Here is a 15,657-nt window from a genome sequence, read left to right on the forward strand (position 1 = left end):
TGGTTGAGCTCGCGCAACAATCTAGGTCAATAATGGTGCCGCTTCCTCAGCGCCCCTTGAATCCTTGTGCAATGACGTACCATTCGGACGAATCCTTGCGGCTCGCCGGCGGCTTGGCATGCTTGACGGTGGCGAAGTTGCGCTTCAGCTCGGCGACGAGGTGGTGATCGGCGCCGCCCGCCAGCACCTTGGCGACGAACGCGCCGCCGGGCCGCAGCACGTCGCACGCGAACGCGGCACCCGCCTCTACCAATGCCATGGTGCGCAGGTGATCGGTCTGCTGGTGGCCGACGGTGTTGGCCGCCATGTCGGACAGCACCAGATCGGCCTCGCCGCCCAGGGCGTCGGTCAGCAATTGGGGCGCCTGATCGTCCATGAAATCCATCTGCAGGATGGTGACGCCCTCGATCGGGTCGACCGGCAGCAGGTCGATGCCGACGACGACGCTGTCGGGCCGTTTCTTGCGCGCGACCTGGCTCCAGCCGCCCGGCGCGATGCCCAGGTCGATGATTCGCTTCGCCCCACGCAGCAGCGTGAATTTCTCGTCGAGCTCGATCAGCTTGTAGGCAGCGCGGCTGCGATAGCCCTCCGCCTTCGCGCGGCGGACATAGGGGTCGTTCAACTGGCGCTCGAGCCAGCGCGTTGATTGCGCCGAGCGCCCGCGTGCGGTGCGGACGCGCTGCCGCCCTCCCGATCCGCCGCGGCTCATGGGCGAGGGGTTCCCATCAGGCGGCGCAGGATGCCCTCGCGGATGCCGCGATCGGCGACGCCCAGCCGCTCGGCCGGCCACAGGTCGAGGATCGTCTCGAGGATCGCGCACCCGGCAACGACGAGGTCCGCTCGCTCGCTGCCGATACAGGGGATTTCGGCGCGCTGCTCGATCGAGCGATTGGCGAGATCGCTGCTGATCGCGCGCATCGCGCTGGCCGGCACGATCAGCCCGTCGACCGCCGAGCGATCGTAATGATCGAGCGCGAGATAGACGCTGGCGAGCGTCGTCACCGTGCCGCTGGTGCCCAGCAGCCGCGGGCATGCGATCGATTTGGGCAGCCGCGCGGCGATCGGCGCCATCGCCTCGCGCGCGCGATCGCGCATCCAGCCATAGGCTTCGGCCAGCGACCCCGCGCCGTGGCTCGCCACCGCCTCGGTCAGCGAGACGACGCCCCACGGCGCGCTGTGCCAATCGAGCACGGTCGGCACCGGCGTCGCGGTGTCGATCAGCACCAGTTCGGTCGATCCGCCGCCGATGTCGAACACCAGCGCCGGGTCTTCGCCCGGCTCGATCAGCGCGTGGCAGCCGAGCACGGCGAGCCGCGCCTCTTCCTCGGCGGTGATGATGTCGAGCAGGATGCCGGTCTCCGCTTGCGCACGGGCGATAAATTCGGCGCCGTTGGCGGCGCGGCGGCACGCCTCGGTGGCGACCGCGCGCGACAGCGTGACGTTGCGCCGCCGCAGCTTCGACGAGCATACCGCGAGCGCGGCCAGCGTCCGCTCGATCGCCGCGTCGGAAATCCGCCCGGTCGTCGCAAGCCCCTCGCCGAGCCGGACGATGCGCGAAAAGGCGTCGATCACGGTGAAGCCGTTGGCGCTGGGCCGCGCGATCAGCAGGCGGCAATTGTTGGTGCCGAGATCGAGCGCGGCATAATGCTGCGCCTGCGAGAAGCGCGATCGCGCGGCGGCGCCATATTGGCGGTGGCCTTGCCGGTGCGGCAAGTTGGCGGGAGCGTCCCCCATGGCCGTCACTCTCAAATCAAAAGGTTCTTATGTTCTTCCGTCGCGCCGCCCCGCGAAGGGCGCCGTTCGGTGCTTGGCGTGGAAACTAGCGCATCCCGCGGGACGCGGCAAGCGAGCGCCCGGCAACGCCGTTGACATGCCTGCGCCCGCCGCTTAGAGCCCGCCCCTCGTTGCCCCGTCGTCTAACGGCAAGACTACGGACTCTGACTCCGTCAATCGTGGTTCGAATCCACGCGGGGCATCCAGCTTCCCCCTGCGACATATACAGCGCGTTCCGGCGGCACTGGAACAAAACGGCATCGCCGCCCATATTGCCGCCATGCCGATCCAGATTCGCACCAGCCTCGCCGAACCCGAGACCGGGGAGGCGTTCGTCCCCCATCGTCCGAATCGGCCGGAGAAAACCGAAGGCGGCAAGGCCTTCAGGATCGTCAGCGATTACGAGCCCTCGGGCGACCAGCCCACCGCGATCCGCGAGCTGGTCGAAACCGCGCTAGCCGGCGAGCGCGATCAGGTGCTGCTCGGCGTCACCGGATCGGGCAAGACCTTCACCATGGCCAAGGTGATCGAGGCGTTGCAGCGCCCGGCGCTGATCCTCGCGCCCAACAAGATCCTCGCCGCGCAGCTCTATGGCGAGTTCAAGAGCTTCTTCCCCGACAACGCGGTCGAATATTTCGTCAGTTACTACGATTATTACCAGCCCGAGGCCTATGTGCCGCGCTCCGACACGTATATCGAGAAGGAAAGCTCGGTGAACGAGGCGATCGACCGGATGCGGCATTCGGCGACGCGCGCGCTGCTCGAACGCGACGACGTCATCATCGTCGCCTCGGTGAGCTGCCTCTACGGCATCGGCTCGGTCGAAACCTATTCGGCGATGATCTTCGACCTCAAGAAGGGCCAGACCGTCGATCAGCGGGAGATCGTCAGGAAGCTGGTCGCGCTGCAATACAAGCGCAACGACGCCGCCTTCGCGCGCGGCAATTTCCGGGTGAAGGGCGACAATCTGGAGATTTTTCCCTCGCATTATGAGGATACCGCGTGGCGCGTGTCCTTCTTCGGCGACGATGTCGAGGAGATCGTCGAATTCGACCCCTTGACCGGCAAGAAGGTCGCCAGCCTCGATCATGTCCGCGTGTTCGCCAATTCGCACTATGTGACGCCGGGGCCGACGCTCAAGCAGGCGATGGAGGCGATCCGACACGAGCTTGCCGAGCGGCTCAAGGAATTGCAGGCGGAAGGCAAGTTGCTCGAGGCGCAGCGGCTCGAACAGCGCACCAATTTCGACCTCGAGATGATCGCCGCCACCGGCTCCTGTGCGGGCATCGAGAATTACAGCCGCTTCCTCACCGGCCGCCTGCCCGGCGAGCCGCCGCCGACGCTATTCGAATATCTCCCCGAGAACGCGCTGCTGTTCGTCGACGAGAGCCACCAGACGGTGCCGCAGGTCGGCGGCATGGCGCGCGGCGATCACCGGCGCAAGATCACGCTCGCCGAATACGGCTTCCGGCTGCCGAGCTGCATCGACAACCGTCCGTTGCGCTTCAACGAATGGGACGCGATGCGGCCGCAGACCGTCTGCGTCTCCGCCACGCCGGGCGGCTGGGAGATGGAGCAGACCGGCGGCGTATTCTCCGAGCAAGTGATCCGCCCGACCGGGCTGATCGACCCGCCGGTGGAGATCAAGCCGGTCGAGGAGCAGGTGCAGGATCTGATCCAGGAATGCCGCAAGACCACCGAGGCGGGCTATCGCACGCTTGTCACCACGCTGACCAAGCGGATGGCCGAAGACCTCACCGAATATATGCACGAGGCGGGGATCAAGGTCCGCTACATGCATTCCGACGTCGAGACGCTCGAACGCATCGAGCTGATCCGCGACCTACGGTTGGGCGTGTATGACGTGCTGATCGGCATCAACCTGCTGCGCGAGGGGCTCGACATTCCCGAATGCGGGCTGGTGGCGATCCTCGACGCCGACAAGGAGGGTTTCCTGCGCTCCGAAACCTCGCTGATCCAGACGATCGGCCGCGCCGCGCGCAACGTCGATGGCCGCGTGATCCTCTACGCCGATCGCATGACCGGCAGCATGGAGCGCGCGCTCAACGAAACCGAGCGGCGGCGCGAGAAGCAGCTCGCATACAACACCGAGCACGGCATCACCCCGGAAACGGTGCGCAAGCAGATCGGCGACATCATCGCGCACGTCGCGTCGAAGGATCAGGTCACCGTCGATACCGGCCGCGAGGATGCGCCGCACATGGTCGGCCACAACCTGCGCGCCTATATCGAGGAGCTCGAAAAGAAGATGCGCGCCGCCGCCGCCGACCTCGAATTCGAGGAAGCCGGCCGCCTGCGCGACGAAATCCGCAGCCTGGAAGCCGAAGAACTCGGCCTGCCCGAGGATCAGCGCAAGGCGCCAATGATGGGGCGGAGCAACGAGGGCAAGCCGGGCACGCGCAAGACGCGCTACGGGAAAGTGCAGCGGAAATTTGGTCGCCGTCGATGATAAAATCAACGCATAGGTGAAATATCTCGTTATTGATTTTTCATTTTGATTATCTCCTTCCATCTGTTATGGAGTGCAAAAGGAGATTACATCTATGTCAGTTGGACGCTCGCGAGCCGATCTGCTCAAGTTCTTGGATTGGATGGCGGAGAAGGGGCTTCTTCCTGCAAACACGGCGCAATCGCGCAAAGCATCGTCCAACAAGATTCTGGCTTTGTTGTCAGAAGAGGAGGCTATGGACGTCACGCAGGTGGATGTCGATGATCTTGCTCTACGGTTTGGCACCAAATTCGGCCAACAATATGATCCAAAAAGTGTTCTGACCTACAAAAGCAGACTCAGATCTGCGCTGGAAGACTTTCGAGCGTATTGCGATAATCCCGTTGGATTTCGCCCAACGGGCAGGGTTCAGCAACGACCAAAATTGACAAAGGAATCGGTCGCTTCGAAAACTTCTGTCACAGATGGAGCGGAACAACGATCGGCGCCAACGGTCGTCCAATCACCCGTGAGCGTAGTCCCGGTTGCCATTAGAGCCGATGTAATTGTCCATATTGGAAATCTTCCTCATGATTTAACCGAGATCGAAGCCCGACGGATAGCGAACGTGATCCTTGCATACGCTATCCCGTCAGACTGACGAGATTGGATAATGATCCGCAGCTTCGCCGACAAGGAAACCGAGCGCGTCTGGAACCGCGCTCGCGCTCGGCATCTCCCGCCTGACATCCAGCAGCGGGCGATGCGGAAGCTGACCTTGCTCGACGCCGCACAGAGCCTCGACCTCGCCAACTTGCCCGGCAACCGGCTGCATGCGCTCAAGGACGACCGCGCGGGGCAGCATTCCATTTCAATTAACATGCAATGGCGTATATGCTTCGTCTGGAAGGACGGAGACGCATATGACGTCGAAATCACCGACTATCACTAACCCGGACTGGCTCGACAACGAGCATGCGGGGCAGTTGCTGGTCAGCGAATTCCTCGAACCCGCCGAGCTCGATATCGAGCAGCTGGCGGATGAGATCGGGGTTGCGCCGGAGCGGATCGCTACGGTGATCGATGGTGCGCGCCCGATCGACGCTGAGCTCGACTTGCGGCTGGCGCGCTATTTCGGCATGTCGGAGGGGTTCTTCCTGCGGTTGCAGGACCGCTATGAGATCGTCGAGGCGAAGCGGGCACTCAACGGTGAGCTCGATCGGATCGTGCCGCGCGCCGCCTGATCCGCGGTCACCCCAAACTCAAATCCTCGCGTTCGACGCCGTAATAGCTCGCCACGCGATCGGCATAGGCCTGGTCGAACACCGGCGCGTTGTTGGCCCAGCTCGGCCCGCCCTCCAGCAGGCGGCGGTCGATCGTCACGCGATAATCGTCGGCGACCGGATCGTAATCGAGCAGCTTGAAGGGCAGGGGATAAAAGGCCTTGCCCATGCCGAGAAAGCCGCCGATCGACAGGATCGCATAAGCCGTGCGGCCGCTTCTCTTGTGCAGCATGTACGAATGGACGTGGCCGATGCGATCGCCGTCGCGGCTCAGCACGCGCATCTGCTCCGCCTTGTTCGATTGGATCAGCATCTGGGTAGGGGCGTCGGTCTTGTCTGCCATGAAGGGTCCTTTTTCGTATCGCTGACGAAACGGCTTGCTGCCGCCCCGGTTCCTCGCGCGAAACGGTTGAGCGATGCGATAGCTTCGCCCATAGACCGGGCAATGCGCAAGATTCTCCTTTCGCCGCTGGCTGCTCTGGCCCTGATCGGATGCGTACCGCGCGTGGCGCCGCCGCCCGCGCCGGCCCCCGCACCCGCTCCTGCGCCCGCGCCGGCTCCGGCGCCTGCCCCGGCCCCCGCGCCGACCGGTGACTGGCGCGATTGGCCGCTGACGCCGGGCGACTGGCACTATCGCCGCACGGTAACCGGCGGCGTTTCGACCTTCGGCGTCGCCGGCACCACCCCCAGCGTGACGCTGACCTGCGATCAGGCATCGCACCGGCTTCGCCTCGTTCGCGCCGGGGTGGCGCCGGGCGCCGGCTCGATGCGGATCGTCACCACCAGCATGACGCGCAGCGTGCCCAGCAGCCCCAACGGCAGCGGCGGCATGGCGGCGACGATCGCCGCGACCGATTCGCTGCTCGACGCAATCGGCTACAGCCGCGGGCGGTTCGTCATCGAACAGGCGGGGCTGCCGACGCTGGTCGTGCCCGCCTGGCCCGAGATCGAGCGGGTGACGGAGGATTGCCGCCAGTGAGGCGGGCGCTGATGTTCGTCGCGCTCGCCGCGCTCGCGGGATGCCATCGCGCGACGCCCGCCGGCAATGAAGCGCAGCCGGCCGCCAATCTGGCCGACACGCGGCGCATTCCCGCGCCGGACACCGGCGTCGGCTCGGCGGCGCTGCCCGCGCCCGAGCTTGAAGGCGTCGCTACCGCAAGCGGGCGTTGGCGCTTCCAGGTTTCCGCGGACGGCGATCAGGCGATCTTCGGAACGCCCGGGCAAGCGGCCGATTTCTCCCTGCGCTGCGATGCCGGCAAGCGGCAGATGATCTTCTCGCGCGCGGCGGCGGGGCAGACGGGCAAGACGCTGCAGATCATCGCTGCCGACGGCGCCGCGACCTTTCCGGCGAAGGCCGATGGCCACGGCCGCATCGTCGCGAGCGATTTCGTCGTCGATACCTTCCTGACGCAGGTGCTCGCCGAGGCCGAGGGGCGGATCGGCGTTCGGATCGGCACCGGCCCGACGCTTGCCATGCCGAGCGACCCGGTAATCGGCCAGACGATCAAGCGCTGCGCCGCGCCGCGCGGATAATCCCGTCGCCTCGTGCGTTGGTGCGGACGAGGAGAGGAGCCGATGATCCGCAAGCTCAAGGCCGGCTGGCGCATCTATTCGCGCAAGAAGGATCCCAAGACCGGCAAGCGCCGCAACCTCGGCACCTTCGATACGAAGGAAGCCGCCCGGAAGCACGAGCGCGAAATCCAGTATTTCAAGCGGCATTGATGTCGAAGAACCGCACCAGCCCGCTCCCCCATCCGGCCACCCAGTAGGATAATCGCATTGCGTGGTCGGGTAGGGGGAGCGGGCTGGCACCGCAACCATCGGAGGAACGATGATGGCAGAGAAATGGTCGCAGGACGTGACCGAACATTCGGATGCGCTCGATCTCGACGATGGCGTGTTCACCTGGAAAGACCCGAAGCGGATCGCGCAGTCGCTCAAGGCCTCGGCGGAGCAGAGCGAGCGGCGCAAGGGATCGCCGCTGCAATCGGCGATGTCGATGCTGACCTTCTACATCAACCGCGCCGGCAAGGATCTCGACGCCGATCAGCGCAAGGTGCTCGAGGATGCCAAGGACGAACTCCGCGCCGCCTTCGGCCGCTAGGGCAGGGGAATCGAGATTCGCCGCATAAGATCGCCGCTAGCGTGACGGAGATAACTATGGAGCGAGCTTCATATTCGCGGGACCATAGTACCGCGTCCGCTTGATTGAGCGCGTTTGCCCCGCGCCGCTGCCGGGGGCCAATTGTCAGCGCTTGCGCGATTGGTGGCGGATGTTCTGCGGCCGGCCGCGCCGCTTGATCGGGCGGCCGGGCTTGCGGGGCCGCGGCGCGTCGTCGCGATCCTCGGGCAACAGCTCGAAACGTAACGCGCCCGATACCGGGTTGGCCTCGGCGAGGCGCAACCGCAGGCGCTGCCCGGACGCGTAAGTCGTGCCGCTCTCCTCGCCGATCAGCTGCTGCGCGGTCTCGTCATAGCGGAAATATTCGCGCCCCAGGTCGCGCGCCGGCATCAGCCCGTCGCCGCCGATCCCTTCGACGGTGGCGAAGAAGCCGAAATTGAGCACGCCGGTAATCCGCGCCTCGACCACCTCGCCGACGCGCTCCGACAGGTAAGCAGCGACATAGCGGTCGACGGTATCGCGCTCGGCCTCCATCGCGCGACGTTCGAGCATCGAGATCTGCTCGCCCAGCCGCTCCATCTCGGCCGCCTCGTCGTCGGTAAGGCCGCCGGGGCCGAGCCCGTAGGCGCTGACCAGCGAGCGATGCACCAGCAGATCGGCATAGCGCCGGATCGGCGAGGTGAAATGCGCGTAGCTGCCGAGCGACAGGCCGAAATGGCCATGATTGGCCGGCGCGTAATAGGCCTGGGTCTGCGTGCGCAGCACCTGCTCCATTACCTGCGGCTTGAAATCCGCCTCGCCGACGCGCGCGAGAACGCGGTTGAAGGTCGCCGGCTTGATGACCTGGCCGAGCGCGAACTCGAGGTCGAAGGTCTTGAGATACTCCTTGAGCGCGACCAGCTTCTCGCGGCTCGGCGGCTCGTGGACACGGTACATCACCGGCGCCTTCTTCGCCTCCAGCGCCTTGGCCGCCGCGACGTTGGCGGCGATCATGTAATCCTCGATCAGCTTGTGCGCGTCGAGCCGTTCGCGCGGGGCGACCGACATGATCCGCCCGGTCTCGTCGAGCACGATGCGCCGCTCGGGCAGGTCGAGGTCGAGCGGCTCGCGCTTCTCCCGCGCCGCATAGAGCGCGCGCCAGCAATCCCACAGGGGCTCCAGTGCGTCGAACCAGTCGCCCTTGCCCGCGTCGATCGTCGCCTGCGCGTCCTCATACGCGATGTTCGCCGCGATCCGCACCGTCGCACGCGTGAACCGCCAGCTCTTGAGCGCGCCCCTGTCGCTGACCTGCAGATGACACACCAGCGCCGCGCGATCGGCGCCTTCCTTCAGCGAACACATGTCCGCTGACAGGCTCTCGGGCAGCATCGGCACGACGCGGTCGGGGAAATAGACGCTGTTGCCGCGCCGCCGCGCTTCGGCATCGAGCGCCGAGCCGGGGCGAACGTAGAAACTGACATCGGCGATCGCGACGATCGCTTTCCAGCCGCCGGCATTCTTGGGATCGTCGTCGGGCGCGGCCCATACCGCGTCGTCATGGTCGCGCGCGTCGGCGGGATCGATCGCGACGATCGGCAGATGGGTGAGGTCTTCGCGCGGCGCGTCGGACAATTTGGTCTTGGTAACCCGTTCCGCCTCCTCCAGCACGCGGTCGGAGAAGGTGTCGGGAATACCCAGCTTTTCGATCGCGATCAGCGAGAAGCTCCGCGGCGCGAACGGATCGCCCAGCACCTCGACCACCTTGGCCGAAACCCGCGGGCCGCGCCCCGTTTTCTCGGCGCGGACCAGATCGCCGGGCTGCGCGTCGCCGGCGTCGGACACCGCGAAATCCCGCCGCTCCTTTTTCTCGACGCCTTGCAGCCACAGCCCCCCGCCTTCCTCGCGCAGCACGCCGAGCATCATTTCCTCGCCGCGCGCGAGCCGCTTCATCGGATGCGCGATCCAGCCCTTGCCGACCTCCTCGGTCCGCCCGAGGAAGCGGTCGCCGACGCCGAGCGCGCCCTTTTTCGATCGTTCGCGCACGCGCACCTTGGGCGGCGGCGTGTCGGCGTGCCAGTTTTCGGGCACCGCCCACAAATTGCCGCCTTCATCGGCATCAACGACGCGCAGCACCGTCACCTTGGGCAGCCCGCCCATCTTGTGAAAAGCGCGGCCGGGGGCCGAATCGATCAGCCCCTCGTCGGCCATGTCTTTTAGCAGCGCCTTCAATGCGATCTTCTCCTGCCCGTGCAGCCCGAAGGCGCGCGCGATCTCGCGCTTGCCGGCGGGGGTGTCGGACGAGGTGATGAAATCGAGGATCTGCTTCTTGGAAGGCAGGCCGGGCTTGGGTTTGGCGCGAGGCATCGCCGCAAGATAGGCGCTTCGCACCGAACCGTCACCCCGCGGGACAGCGCTCTTGCGCAAGCGCCATCGCTGGCGTTGCCGCTCTCTTCCAAAATTGGATTTCGTGTGATTTACCCTGTTCGATGGAACGCGAAAATCCTTGCGATAACCGGCTGAAGAAACCGTCGCCCGGTCGGCGCGCGACTGGCGCGACCGTGGCGCAAAGGAGGGGCGCGGGCGTCGCCAAGCGTTCCGCCGCGGTCGCGTCGGTGGCGCGTAAGCGTCGCGCTCATGGTGCGCCACTGTCGCTTCGCCGTCACTTGGCGTTGCCACAGCGGGGCCTCGCGGGCGCATTCTCCTTGTTTGGTGCGCCAGGGTGTGAACTTTCTCCACTTCGGCCCCGCTCGTTTTCGGCTTCGGGGCGCACGCGGACCGAATCGCCGCGCAGTCGGACATAAGAAGACGCATGGACCATGATCTCCTCATCATCGGCGGCGGCATCAACGGCTGCGCGATCGCGCGCGAGGCGTCATTGCTGGGCCTGCGCGTCATGCTGGTCGACAAGGGCGATCTCGCCGGCGAGACGTCGTCGAAATCGACCAAGCTGATCCACGGCGGCCTGCGCTATCTCGAATATTACGATTTCCGGCTGGTCGCCGAGGCGCTGCACGAACGCGAACGGCTGCTGAAAGCCGCGCCGCACCTGATCCACGGCCTCGAATTCGTCCTGCCGCACGAACATGCGGTGCGGCCATGGTGGATGGTCCGCGCCGGCCTCTATCTCTACGATCTGCTCGGTGGCAAATCGTCCTTGCCGCGCTCGCGCGGCCTGCGTGCGCGCGACACCGCCTTCACCGCTCCGCTCAAGGGCGGCGACAGGGGCTTCGTCTATTGGGATGCCTTCGTCGATGATGCGCGCCTTACGCTCGCCAACGCGCTCGACGCTGCCGCCAATGGTGCTGCGATCGACACCTATTACGCGCTCGACCATGCCGAGCGGATCGACGGCGGCTGGCGCGCTACGCTCGCCGACGGCCGCATCGTCACCGCCCGCGCGCTGGTCAATGCCGCCGGGCCATGGGTGCATCAGATGCTCGGCCGCCTCGGCGTCACCACCAAGAGCAACGTTCGGCTGGTCAAGGGCAGCCATATCGTCGTGCCGCGCCTCTATGACGGTGACCACGCCTATATCCTGCAGCAGCCCGACCGCCGCATTGTCTTCGCGATCCCCTATCAGCACGGCTTCACCGAGATCGGCACCACCGACATTCCCGTCGATCAGCCCGAGGATGCGGTGATCGCCGACGACGAGATCGCCTATCTGTGCGAGGCGGTGAACCGTCACTTCGTCCGCCAGATCGCGCCCGCCGACGTGACCTCGAGCTGGTCCGGCGTCCGCCCGCTCTACGATGACGGCGCCGCCAATGCCGCTTCGGTGACGCGCGACTACGTCCTCGAGCTCGATGCCGATGGCGCGCCGCTGCTGTCGATCTTCGGCGGCAAGATCACCACCGCGCGCCATCTCGCGGAAGATGCGATGGAAAAGCTCTGCCCGGCGATCGGCGTGGCGCCGCACCCGGTCACGCCGGCGCGCGTATTCCCCGGCGGGGCGATCGCCGATTTCGACCAATTCGTCGCCAGCGTCCGCGCGACCTGGCCGTTCCTCGGCGATGCCCGCGCGGCGCGCATGGCGCACGCTTATGGCACCGAACTCGCGGAGATGCTCGATGGCATTGCCGACGAAGCGGCGATGGGGCGCGATTTCGGCGCCGGGCTGAGCGAGATCGAGCTGCGCTGGATGCGCGACCGCGAATGGGCGACCTGCGCCGCCGACGCGCTCGATCGCCGCAGCAAGCTCGGCCTGCGCCTGACCGATGACCAGCGCGCCGCGGTCGAGCGCTGGTTCGCGCGCTGAGGTTCAGCCGCGGGCGAGCGGCGGCGCGGTGAAAATCGCCAGATCGCCGAGGCCAAGCGCCTGTTCGACGCCGGCAACCTTGTCGACCGCCATGTCGAACCCGTCACCGCCGAATTGCTGGCGCTCGATCTCTTCGAATTTCTCGCCGAGCTCGTCATAATGTTGCTGGCCCATCGCCGCCTTGAAAGCGGGAAAGACGATCGTATCCTCACGCGCCGCATGTGCTTCGTACATGCGCGTGAAGCCGAGCATCGCCCTGGCCACTGCCTCGGCCTGGCCGGTGGCGATACGGCCGGCCCTGGTCTGATCGAGGATGAAGTCGGTGATCTCGCGGCCGCGCTTGTGTTGCGCCTTCAGGGTATCGACCAGGTTCGCCGCCGCGCCGCCGGCCTTGGCGACGGCGGGAAAGATGTGCTGCTCCTCCAGCTTTTCCTCGTGATATTGCTCCCCGAAGGTGCGGAACAGATTGGCCGCGGTCGCCAGCGCCGCCGCATCGACCTGCGCGGGATTGGCGGCGATCTTCGGCGCCGCTTCGCGATAGACGATCAGGATGCGGCGCAGCACGCCGTGCTCGCGCATCAGATCCTCGTTCGCGGTGACCGGCTGCTCGTCCCCACCGGCTTGCGCATTCTCGTGCTCGCGCGCATCGCTCGACGCCTTGCACGCGCCGATCAGCAGCGCCGGCAGCAATGCGCCGCCCAGCGCCAGGCTCGTCCTGCGATCGATCTCCGCCATCATCTCTCTCCTTTGCGCTCGGGAAAACGCGTGAGCGCGGCAAATGGACGCGCTGGCGATGCGCGGGTGCTTGCGATAGCGTGACGCATGGCCGCTGACCGCCACCATCCGCGTTTCCAGCCACTGGTCGATTATCTCGTCCGGCTGCCCGCGATCGAAACCGACGCGACGCCGCTCAAGGGGATCGCCTCGGGCACCGACGACGATCTGTGGTGGGTCAAGTTCGGTGTGCTGATCGATCACCCGCTGGCGTGGAGCGTGATCCAGGAACTGGGCCACGTGCTCAATTATCTGTCGCCGAACGAGCGCTTGCCGACCGCGTTCAAGCCGGTCTCGCCGCCGCCCTATCTCAACGGCGGGCCGCGCGCCTATCTCTCCTGGGTGATCGAATGCCCGATCGCCGACATGGACCCCACCACCGTCGCCGAGTGGCTGGACAGCCGATTGCCGCCGGCCGATGATCCGGAAAGCTGGGCAGTCGACTGAGCGGTCCTCAATATGCCCGGCCGATCAGCACGCGCTCCACGGCGCGCTGGCCGGTGAACAGGCAGGGGCCGTCGGCCGGCGCGGCGTCGGTCGGCGCGTTGCGGATGGTGAGCTTCAGCGCCTTGAGCTTCTCGACCACGCCGTCCAGTTCGGCACCCGTCGGGCGCGACCATTGCACTTCCACCCAGCCGGGATATTTGCCGCCCTTGGCGAAGAACGCCTCCAGCCCGGCATAATCGGTCACGTCGCGCGCAATATTGGCGTCGAGCCGCGCCTTGGCCTCGCCATGCAGCGCGCCCTGAATCTCCTCGAGCATCGCCGTCGCGCCATCGATGAACGCGTCCCGGCTGGTCGCCTGGCTGTCGAGCTTGCCGTCCTCGCGATACAGCCGGTCGCGGCGGATCACCGAGACGTTGCCGCCGGCCATGTCGCGGCCGCCGACCTCGATCACGATCGGCGCGCCTTTCTTCACCCAGCCCCAGCGCTTCACCGCGGCCTTGGCGGGCTTGAGGTCGAGCAGCACGCGCACCGGCTCGCCGAGCGCCGTTTGCCGGGCCAGCGCGGCCTGCAATTCATGGCAATAAGCGGTGATCGCCTCATCCTCCGGTGCATCGCGCAGCATTGGCACGATCACGATCTGCCACGGCGCGATCGCCGGTGGAACGCGCAGGCCATCGTCGTCGCCATGAGTCATGATGACCGCGCCGATCAGCCGGGTCGAGACGCCCCAGCTCGTCGTGTTGGCCAGCTCGAACTGGCCTTCCTTGTTCTGGAAACGGATGTTCTGCGCGTGTGCGAAATTGGTGCCCAGGAAGTGCGAGGTGCCGGCCTGCAGCGCCTTGCCATCCTGCATCATCGCCTCGATCGAATAGGTCGCCACCGCGCCGGGGAAGCGCTCGTTCTCGGGCTTCTCGCCAGCAACCACGGGCACCGCGAGGCAATCCTCGGCGAAGCTGCGATAGAGCTCGAGGATCTTCAGCGTCTCGCGCTCCGCCTCATCCGGGGTGGCGTGCGCGGTATGCCCTTCCTGCCACAGGAACTCCGAGGTGCGCAGGAACATCCGCGTGCGCATTTCCCAGCGCACCACATTGGCCCATTGGTTGATCAGCACCGGCAGGTCGCGCCACGACTGGATCCAGCGCGCGAAGGCGGAGCCGATCACCATCTCGCTGGTCGGGCGCACGATCAGCGGCTCTTCCAGCCTGGCTTCGGGATCGGGCATCAGGCCGCCCTTGCCGTCGGGGATCAGGCGGTGATGGGTGACGACCGCCATTTCCTTGGCGAAGCCCTCGACGTGCTCGGCCTCCTTCTCGAAATAGGAAAGCGGGATGAACAGCGGGAAATAGCAATTGTCGTGGCCGGTCGCCTTGATGCGATCGTCGAGCAGGCGCTGGATGCGCTCCCAGATGCCATAGCCCCAGGGCCGGATCACCATGCAGCCGCGCACGCCCGATTCCTCGGCCATGTCTCCCTCGGTAATCACCGATTGATACCATTGCGCGAAATCGTCCTGACGAGTGACGGAGAGGGCGTGCTTGACCATGAAAGTTTCCGTTTGGGGTGAAACGCCCGCTTAGCGTGTTAGGAAGGCGGGTCAATGCCAGCGCACACCCCTTCCGGCGACCGCATCCTGATGGCCGTTACCTTGCGGCTGCTGTCGGCTGCCTGCATGGCGACGATGAACGCGTTCATCAAGCTCGCCGAAGCGGGCGGGGCGCACCTCTCCGAAATCCTGTTCGTCCGCCAGGCGATCGGGATTCCGCTGGTCGGCGCGGTGATCGCGTTCGGGCCCGGCCTTGGCACCATCCGCACCCGGCGGTTCGGTGCCCATGTCGTTCGCGCGATCGTCGGGATGACGAGCATGACCTGCCTGTTCACCGGGGTAATGCTTCTGCCGCTTGCCGAATCGACCACGCTGGCCTTCGCGGTGCCGATCTTCGCGACCATTCTCGGTGCCTTGTTCCTCAAGGAGCCGACCGGCTGGCATCGCTGGGGCGCGGTGATCGCCGGGTTCATCGGCGTGCTGATCGTCGCGCAGCCGGGCAGCGGGCATTTCCCCTTATGGGGTGCCGCCGCCGGGATCGCCGCTGCCTTTCTCACCGCGGTGGTGATGATCCTGCTGCGCCGCATCGGCCGGACCGAGCATCAGTTCACCACGGTGTTCTGGTTCGCCACCCTGTCCACCGTGCCGCTGTCGATCGCGGTGGCGTTCGACCACGGCCATGTCATCGGCTGGACCTGGGCCTGGCTGCTCGGCGTCGGCATCTGCGGCAATTGCGGGCAATTGGCGTTGACCGGATCGTTGCGCCACGGCCCCGTCTCGGTGGTGGTGCCGATCGATTATTCCAGCCTGTTGTGGGCGACGCTCTACGGCTGGCTACTGTTCGCGGTGTTGCCCACGCCCGCCACCTGGATCGGCGCCCCGATCATCATCGCCAGTGGCCTCTATATCATCTGGCGCGAACACCTCCGCCGCCAACGCGAAACTGAGCGCGCGATTACGCGCTTCTAGGCCTGACCCTAGGCGGGGGACAGGAATGCTTGCCCCGCCGGTGAAAGCAGGCTAAACACT

The 15,657-nt window shown here is 66.0% G+C and carries 17 protein-coding genes and 1 tRNA gene; 12 read left to right on the top strand and 6 right to left on the bottom strand.

Annotated features, from left to right (window positions below; translation table 11 throughout):
• Positions 1-46: 46 nt before the first annotated feature.
• Complete coding sequence (locus K7G81_RS00955; protein WP_223028871.1) at positions 47-709, bottom strand: RlmE family RNA methyltransferase; 663 nt, start codon at positions 707-709, stop codon at positions 47-49.
• Positions 706-1,734 (bottom strand): Ppx/GppA phosphatase family protein, encoded by a 1,029-nt coding sequence (locus K7G81_RS00960; RefSeq protein ID WP_223028872.1) that lies wholly within the window; start codon positions 1,732-1,734, stop codon positions 706-708. The genes K7G81_RS00955 and K7G81_RS00960 overlap by 4 nt, the downstream gene beginning before the upstream one ends.
• Before the next feature lie 171 nt (positions 1,735-1,905).
• On the opposite strand from K7G81_RS00960, the gene K7G81_RS00965 reads away from it, so the two are divergent.
• The 5 genes from K7G81_RS00965 to K7G81_RS00985 all read left to right on the top strand — a co-directional run bounded on the left by K7G81_RS00965 (position 1,906) and on the right by K7G81_RS00985 (position 5,466).
• Positions 1,906-1,979 (top strand) — tRNA-Gln (locus K7G81_RS00965).
• A gap of 74 nt (positions 1,980-2,053) precedes the next feature.
• Positions 2,054-4,243, top strand: coding sequence for an excinuclease ABC subunit UvrB (gene uvrB / locus K7G81_RS00970; RefSeq protein WP_223028873.1), 2,190 nt, complete (start codon positions 2,054-2,056; stop codon positions 4,241-4,243).
• A 94-nt stretch (positions 4,244-4,337) separates the two neighbouring features.
• Positions 4,338-4,883, top strand: a complete 546-nt coding sequence (locus K7G81_RS00975) for a hypothetical protein (RefSeq protein WP_223028874.1) — start codon at positions 4,338-4,340, stop codon at positions 4,881-4,883.
• Positions 4,884-4,895: 12 nt separating this feature from the next.
• Positions 4,896-5,174 carry a type II toxin-antitoxin system RelE/ParE family toxin gene (locus K7G81_RS00980; RefSeq protein WP_223028875.1) on the top strand — a complete coding sequence of 93 codons (279 nt, stop codon included), beginning with the start codon at positions 4,896-4,898 and terminating at the stop codon, positions 5,172-5,174.
• Positions 5,146-5,466 carry a HigA family addiction module antitoxin gene (locus K7G81_RS00985; RefSeq protein ID WP_223028876.1) on the top strand — a complete coding sequence of 107 codons (321 nt, stop codon included), beginning with the start codon at positions 5,146-5,148 and terminating at the stop codon, positions 5,464-5,466. Before K7G81_RS00980 ends, K7G81_RS00985 begins: the two co-directional genes overlap by 29 nt.
• A gap of 7 nt (positions 5,467-5,473) precedes the next feature.
• Here the strand turns inward: K7G81_RS00985 and K7G81_RS00990 are convergent, their stop codons facing one another.
• Positions 5,474-5,848 (bottom strand): PRC-barrel domain-containing protein, encoded by a 375-nt coding sequence (locus tag K7G81_RS00990; protein WP_223028877.1) that lies wholly within the window; start codon positions 5,846-5,848, stop codon positions 5,474-5,476.
• A 102-nt stretch (positions 5,849-5,950) separates the two neighbouring features.
• Between K7G81_RS00990 and K7G81_RS00995 the strand changes: the two genes are divergently transcribed.
• The 4 genes from K7G81_RS00995 (at position 5,951) to K7G81_RS01010 (ending at position 7,609) form a co-directional block, all read left to right on the top strand.
• Positions 5,951-6,484, top strand: a complete 534-nt coding sequence (locus tag K7G81_RS00995; protein WP_223028878.1) for a hypothetical protein — start codon at positions 5,951-5,953, stop codon at positions 6,482-6,484.
• Positions 6,481-7,038, top strand: a complete 558-nt coding sequence (locus K7G81_RS01000; protein WP_223028879.1) for a hypothetical protein — start codon at positions 6,481-6,483, stop codon at positions 7,036-7,038. The genes K7G81_RS00995 and K7G81_RS01000 overlap by 4 nt, the downstream gene beginning before the upstream one ends.
• Before the next feature lie 42 nt (positions 7,039-7,080).
• Positions 7,081-7,227 carry a hypothetical protein gene (locus K7G81_RS01005; RefSeq protein ID WP_223028880.1) on the top strand — a complete coding sequence of 49 codons (147 nt, stop codon included), beginning with the start codon at positions 7,081-7,083 and terminating at the stop codon, positions 7,225-7,227.
• A 109-nt stretch (positions 7,228-7,336) separates the two neighbouring features.
• Positions 7,337-7,609, top strand: a complete 273-nt coding sequence (locus K7G81_RS01010) for a DUF3175 domain-containing protein (RefSeq protein WP_223028881.1) — start codon at positions 7,337-7,339, stop codon at positions 7,607-7,609.
• Between the two features lie 144 nt (positions 7,610-7,753).
• Here the strand turns inward: K7G81_RS01010 and K7G81_RS01015 are convergent, their stop codons facing one another.
• The gene (locus tag K7G81_RS01015) at positions 7,754-9,970 is read right to left on the bottom strand and encodes a ribonuclease R family protein (RefSeq protein WP_223029460.1); all 2,217 of its coding nucleotides are present in this window, start codon (positions 9,968-9,970) and stop codon (positions 7,754-7,756) included.
• Between the two features lie 445 nt (positions 9,971-10,415).
• Here K7G81_RS01015 and glpD point away from each other — a divergent pair, with 445 nt between their 5' ends.
• Positions 10,416-11,864, top strand: coding sequence for a glycerol-3-phosphate dehydrogenase (glpD, locus tag K7G81_RS01020; RefSeq protein ID WP_223028882.1), 1,449 nt, complete (start codon positions 10,416-10,418; stop codon positions 11,862-11,864).
• Between the two features lie 3 nt (positions 11,865-11,867).
• Here glpD and K7G81_RS01025 read toward each other — a convergent pair whose 3' ends face one another.
• The gene (locus K7G81_RS01025) at positions 11,868-12,599 is read right to left on the bottom strand and encodes a hemerythrin domain-containing protein (protein ID WP_223028883.1); all 732 of its coding nucleotides are present in this window, start codon (positions 12,597-12,599) and stop codon (positions 11,868-11,870) included.
• A gap of 87 nt (positions 12,600-12,686) precedes the next feature.
• Here K7G81_RS01025 and K7G81_RS01030 point away from each other — a divergent pair, with 87 nt between their 5' ends.
• Positions 12,687-13,085, top strand: a complete 399-nt coding sequence (locus K7G81_RS01030; RefSeq protein ID WP_223028884.1) for a hypothetical protein — start codon at positions 12,687-12,689, stop codon at positions 13,083-13,085.
• A gap of 7 nt (positions 13,086-13,092) precedes the next feature.
• On the opposite strand, the gene proS is transcribed toward K7G81_RS01030, so the two are convergent.
• Positions 13,093-14,628 carry a proline--tRNA ligase gene (proS, locus tag K7G81_RS01035; RefSeq protein ID WP_223028885.1) on the bottom strand — a complete coding sequence of 512 codons (1,536 nt, stop codon included), beginning with the start codon at positions 14,626-14,628 and terminating at the stop codon, positions 13,093-13,095.
• 54 nt (positions 14,629-14,682) lie between these two features.
• Here proS and K7G81_RS01040 point away from each other — a divergent pair, with 54 nt between their 5' ends.
• The gene (locus tag K7G81_RS01040; RefSeq protein WP_223028886.1) at positions 14,683-15,597 is read left to right on the top strand and encodes a DMT family transporter; all 915 of its coding nucleotides are present in this window, start codon (positions 14,683-14,685) and stop codon (positions 15,595-15,597) included.
• Positions 15,598-15,657 lie beyond the last annotated feature (60 nt).

This window comes from Hephaestia mangrovi (assembly GCF_019880555.1).
GTDB lineage: Bacteria > Pseudomonadota > Alphaproteobacteria > Sphingomonadales > Sphingomonadaceae > Sphingomonas > Sphingomonas mangrovi.

What these genes read in the sequence shown, in the direction of transcription:
- K7G81_RS00955 (WP_223028871.1), bottom strand. Translation starts at nt 709, where the DNA reads ATGAGCCGCGGCGGATCGGGAGGGCGGCAGCGCGTCCGCACCGCACGC.
- K7G81_RS00960 (WP_223028872.1), bottom strand. Translation starts at nt 1,734, where the DNA reads ATGGGGGACGCTCCCGCCAACTTGCCGCACCGGCAAGGCCACCGCCAA.
- uvrB (WP_223028873.1), top strand. Translation starts at nt 2,054, where the DNA reads ATGCCGATCCAGATTCGCACCAGCCTCGCCGAACCCGAGACCGGGGAG.
- K7G81_RS00975 (WP_223028874.1), top strand. Translation starts at nt 4,338, where the DNA reads ATGTCAGTTGGACGCTCGCGAGCCGATCTGCTCAAGTTCTTGGATTGG.
- K7G81_RS00980 (WP_223028875.1), top strand. Translation starts at nt 4,896, where the DNA reads ATGATCCGCAGCTTCGCCGACAAGGAAACCGAGCGCGTCTGGAACCGC.
- K7G81_RS00985 (WP_223028876.1), top strand. Translation starts at nt 5,146, where the DNA reads ATGACGTCGAAATCACCGACTATCACTAACCCGGACTGGCTCGACAAC.
- K7G81_RS00990 (WP_223028877.1), bottom strand. Translation starts at nt 5,848, where the DNA reads ATGGCAGACAAGACCGACGCCCCTACCCAGATGCTGATCCAATCGAAC.
- K7G81_RS00995 (WP_223028878.1), top strand. Translation starts at nt 5,951, where the DNA reads ATGCGCAAGATTCTCCTTTCGCCGCTGGCTGCTCTGGCCCTGATCGGA.
- K7G81_RS01005 (WP_223028880.1), top strand. Translation starts at nt 7,081, where the DNA reads ATGATCCGCAAGCTCAAGGCCGGCTGGCGCATCTATTCGCGCAAGAAG.
- K7G81_RS01010 (WP_223028881.1), top strand. Translation starts at nt 7,337, where the DNA reads ATGATGGCAGAGAAATGGTCGCAGGACGTGACCGAACATTCGGATGCG.
- K7G81_RS01015 (WP_223029460.1), bottom strand. Translation starts at nt 9,970, where the DNA reads ATGCCTCGCGCCAAACCCAAGCCCGGCCTGCCTTCCAAGAAGCAGATC.
- glpD (WP_223028882.1), top strand. Translation starts at nt 10,416, where the DNA reads ATGGACCATGATCTCCTCATCATCGGCGGCGGCATCAACGGCTGCGCG.
- K7G81_RS01025 (WP_223028883.1), bottom strand. Translation starts at nt 12,599, where the DNA reads ATGGCGGAGATCGATCGCAGGACGAGCCTGGCGCTGGGCGGCGCATTG.
- K7G81_RS01030 (WP_223028884.1), top strand. Translation starts at nt 12,687, where the DNA reads ATGGCCGCTGACCGCCACCATCCGCGTTTCCAGCCACTGGTCGATTAT.
- proS (WP_223028885.1), bottom strand. Translation starts at nt 14,628, where the DNA reads ATGGTCAAGCACGCCCTCTCCGTCACTCGTCAGGACGATTTCGCGCAA.
- K7G81_RS01040 (WP_223028886.1), top strand. Translation starts at nt 14,683, where the DNA reads ATGCCAGCGCACACCCCTTCCGGCGACCGCATCCTGATGGCCGTTACC.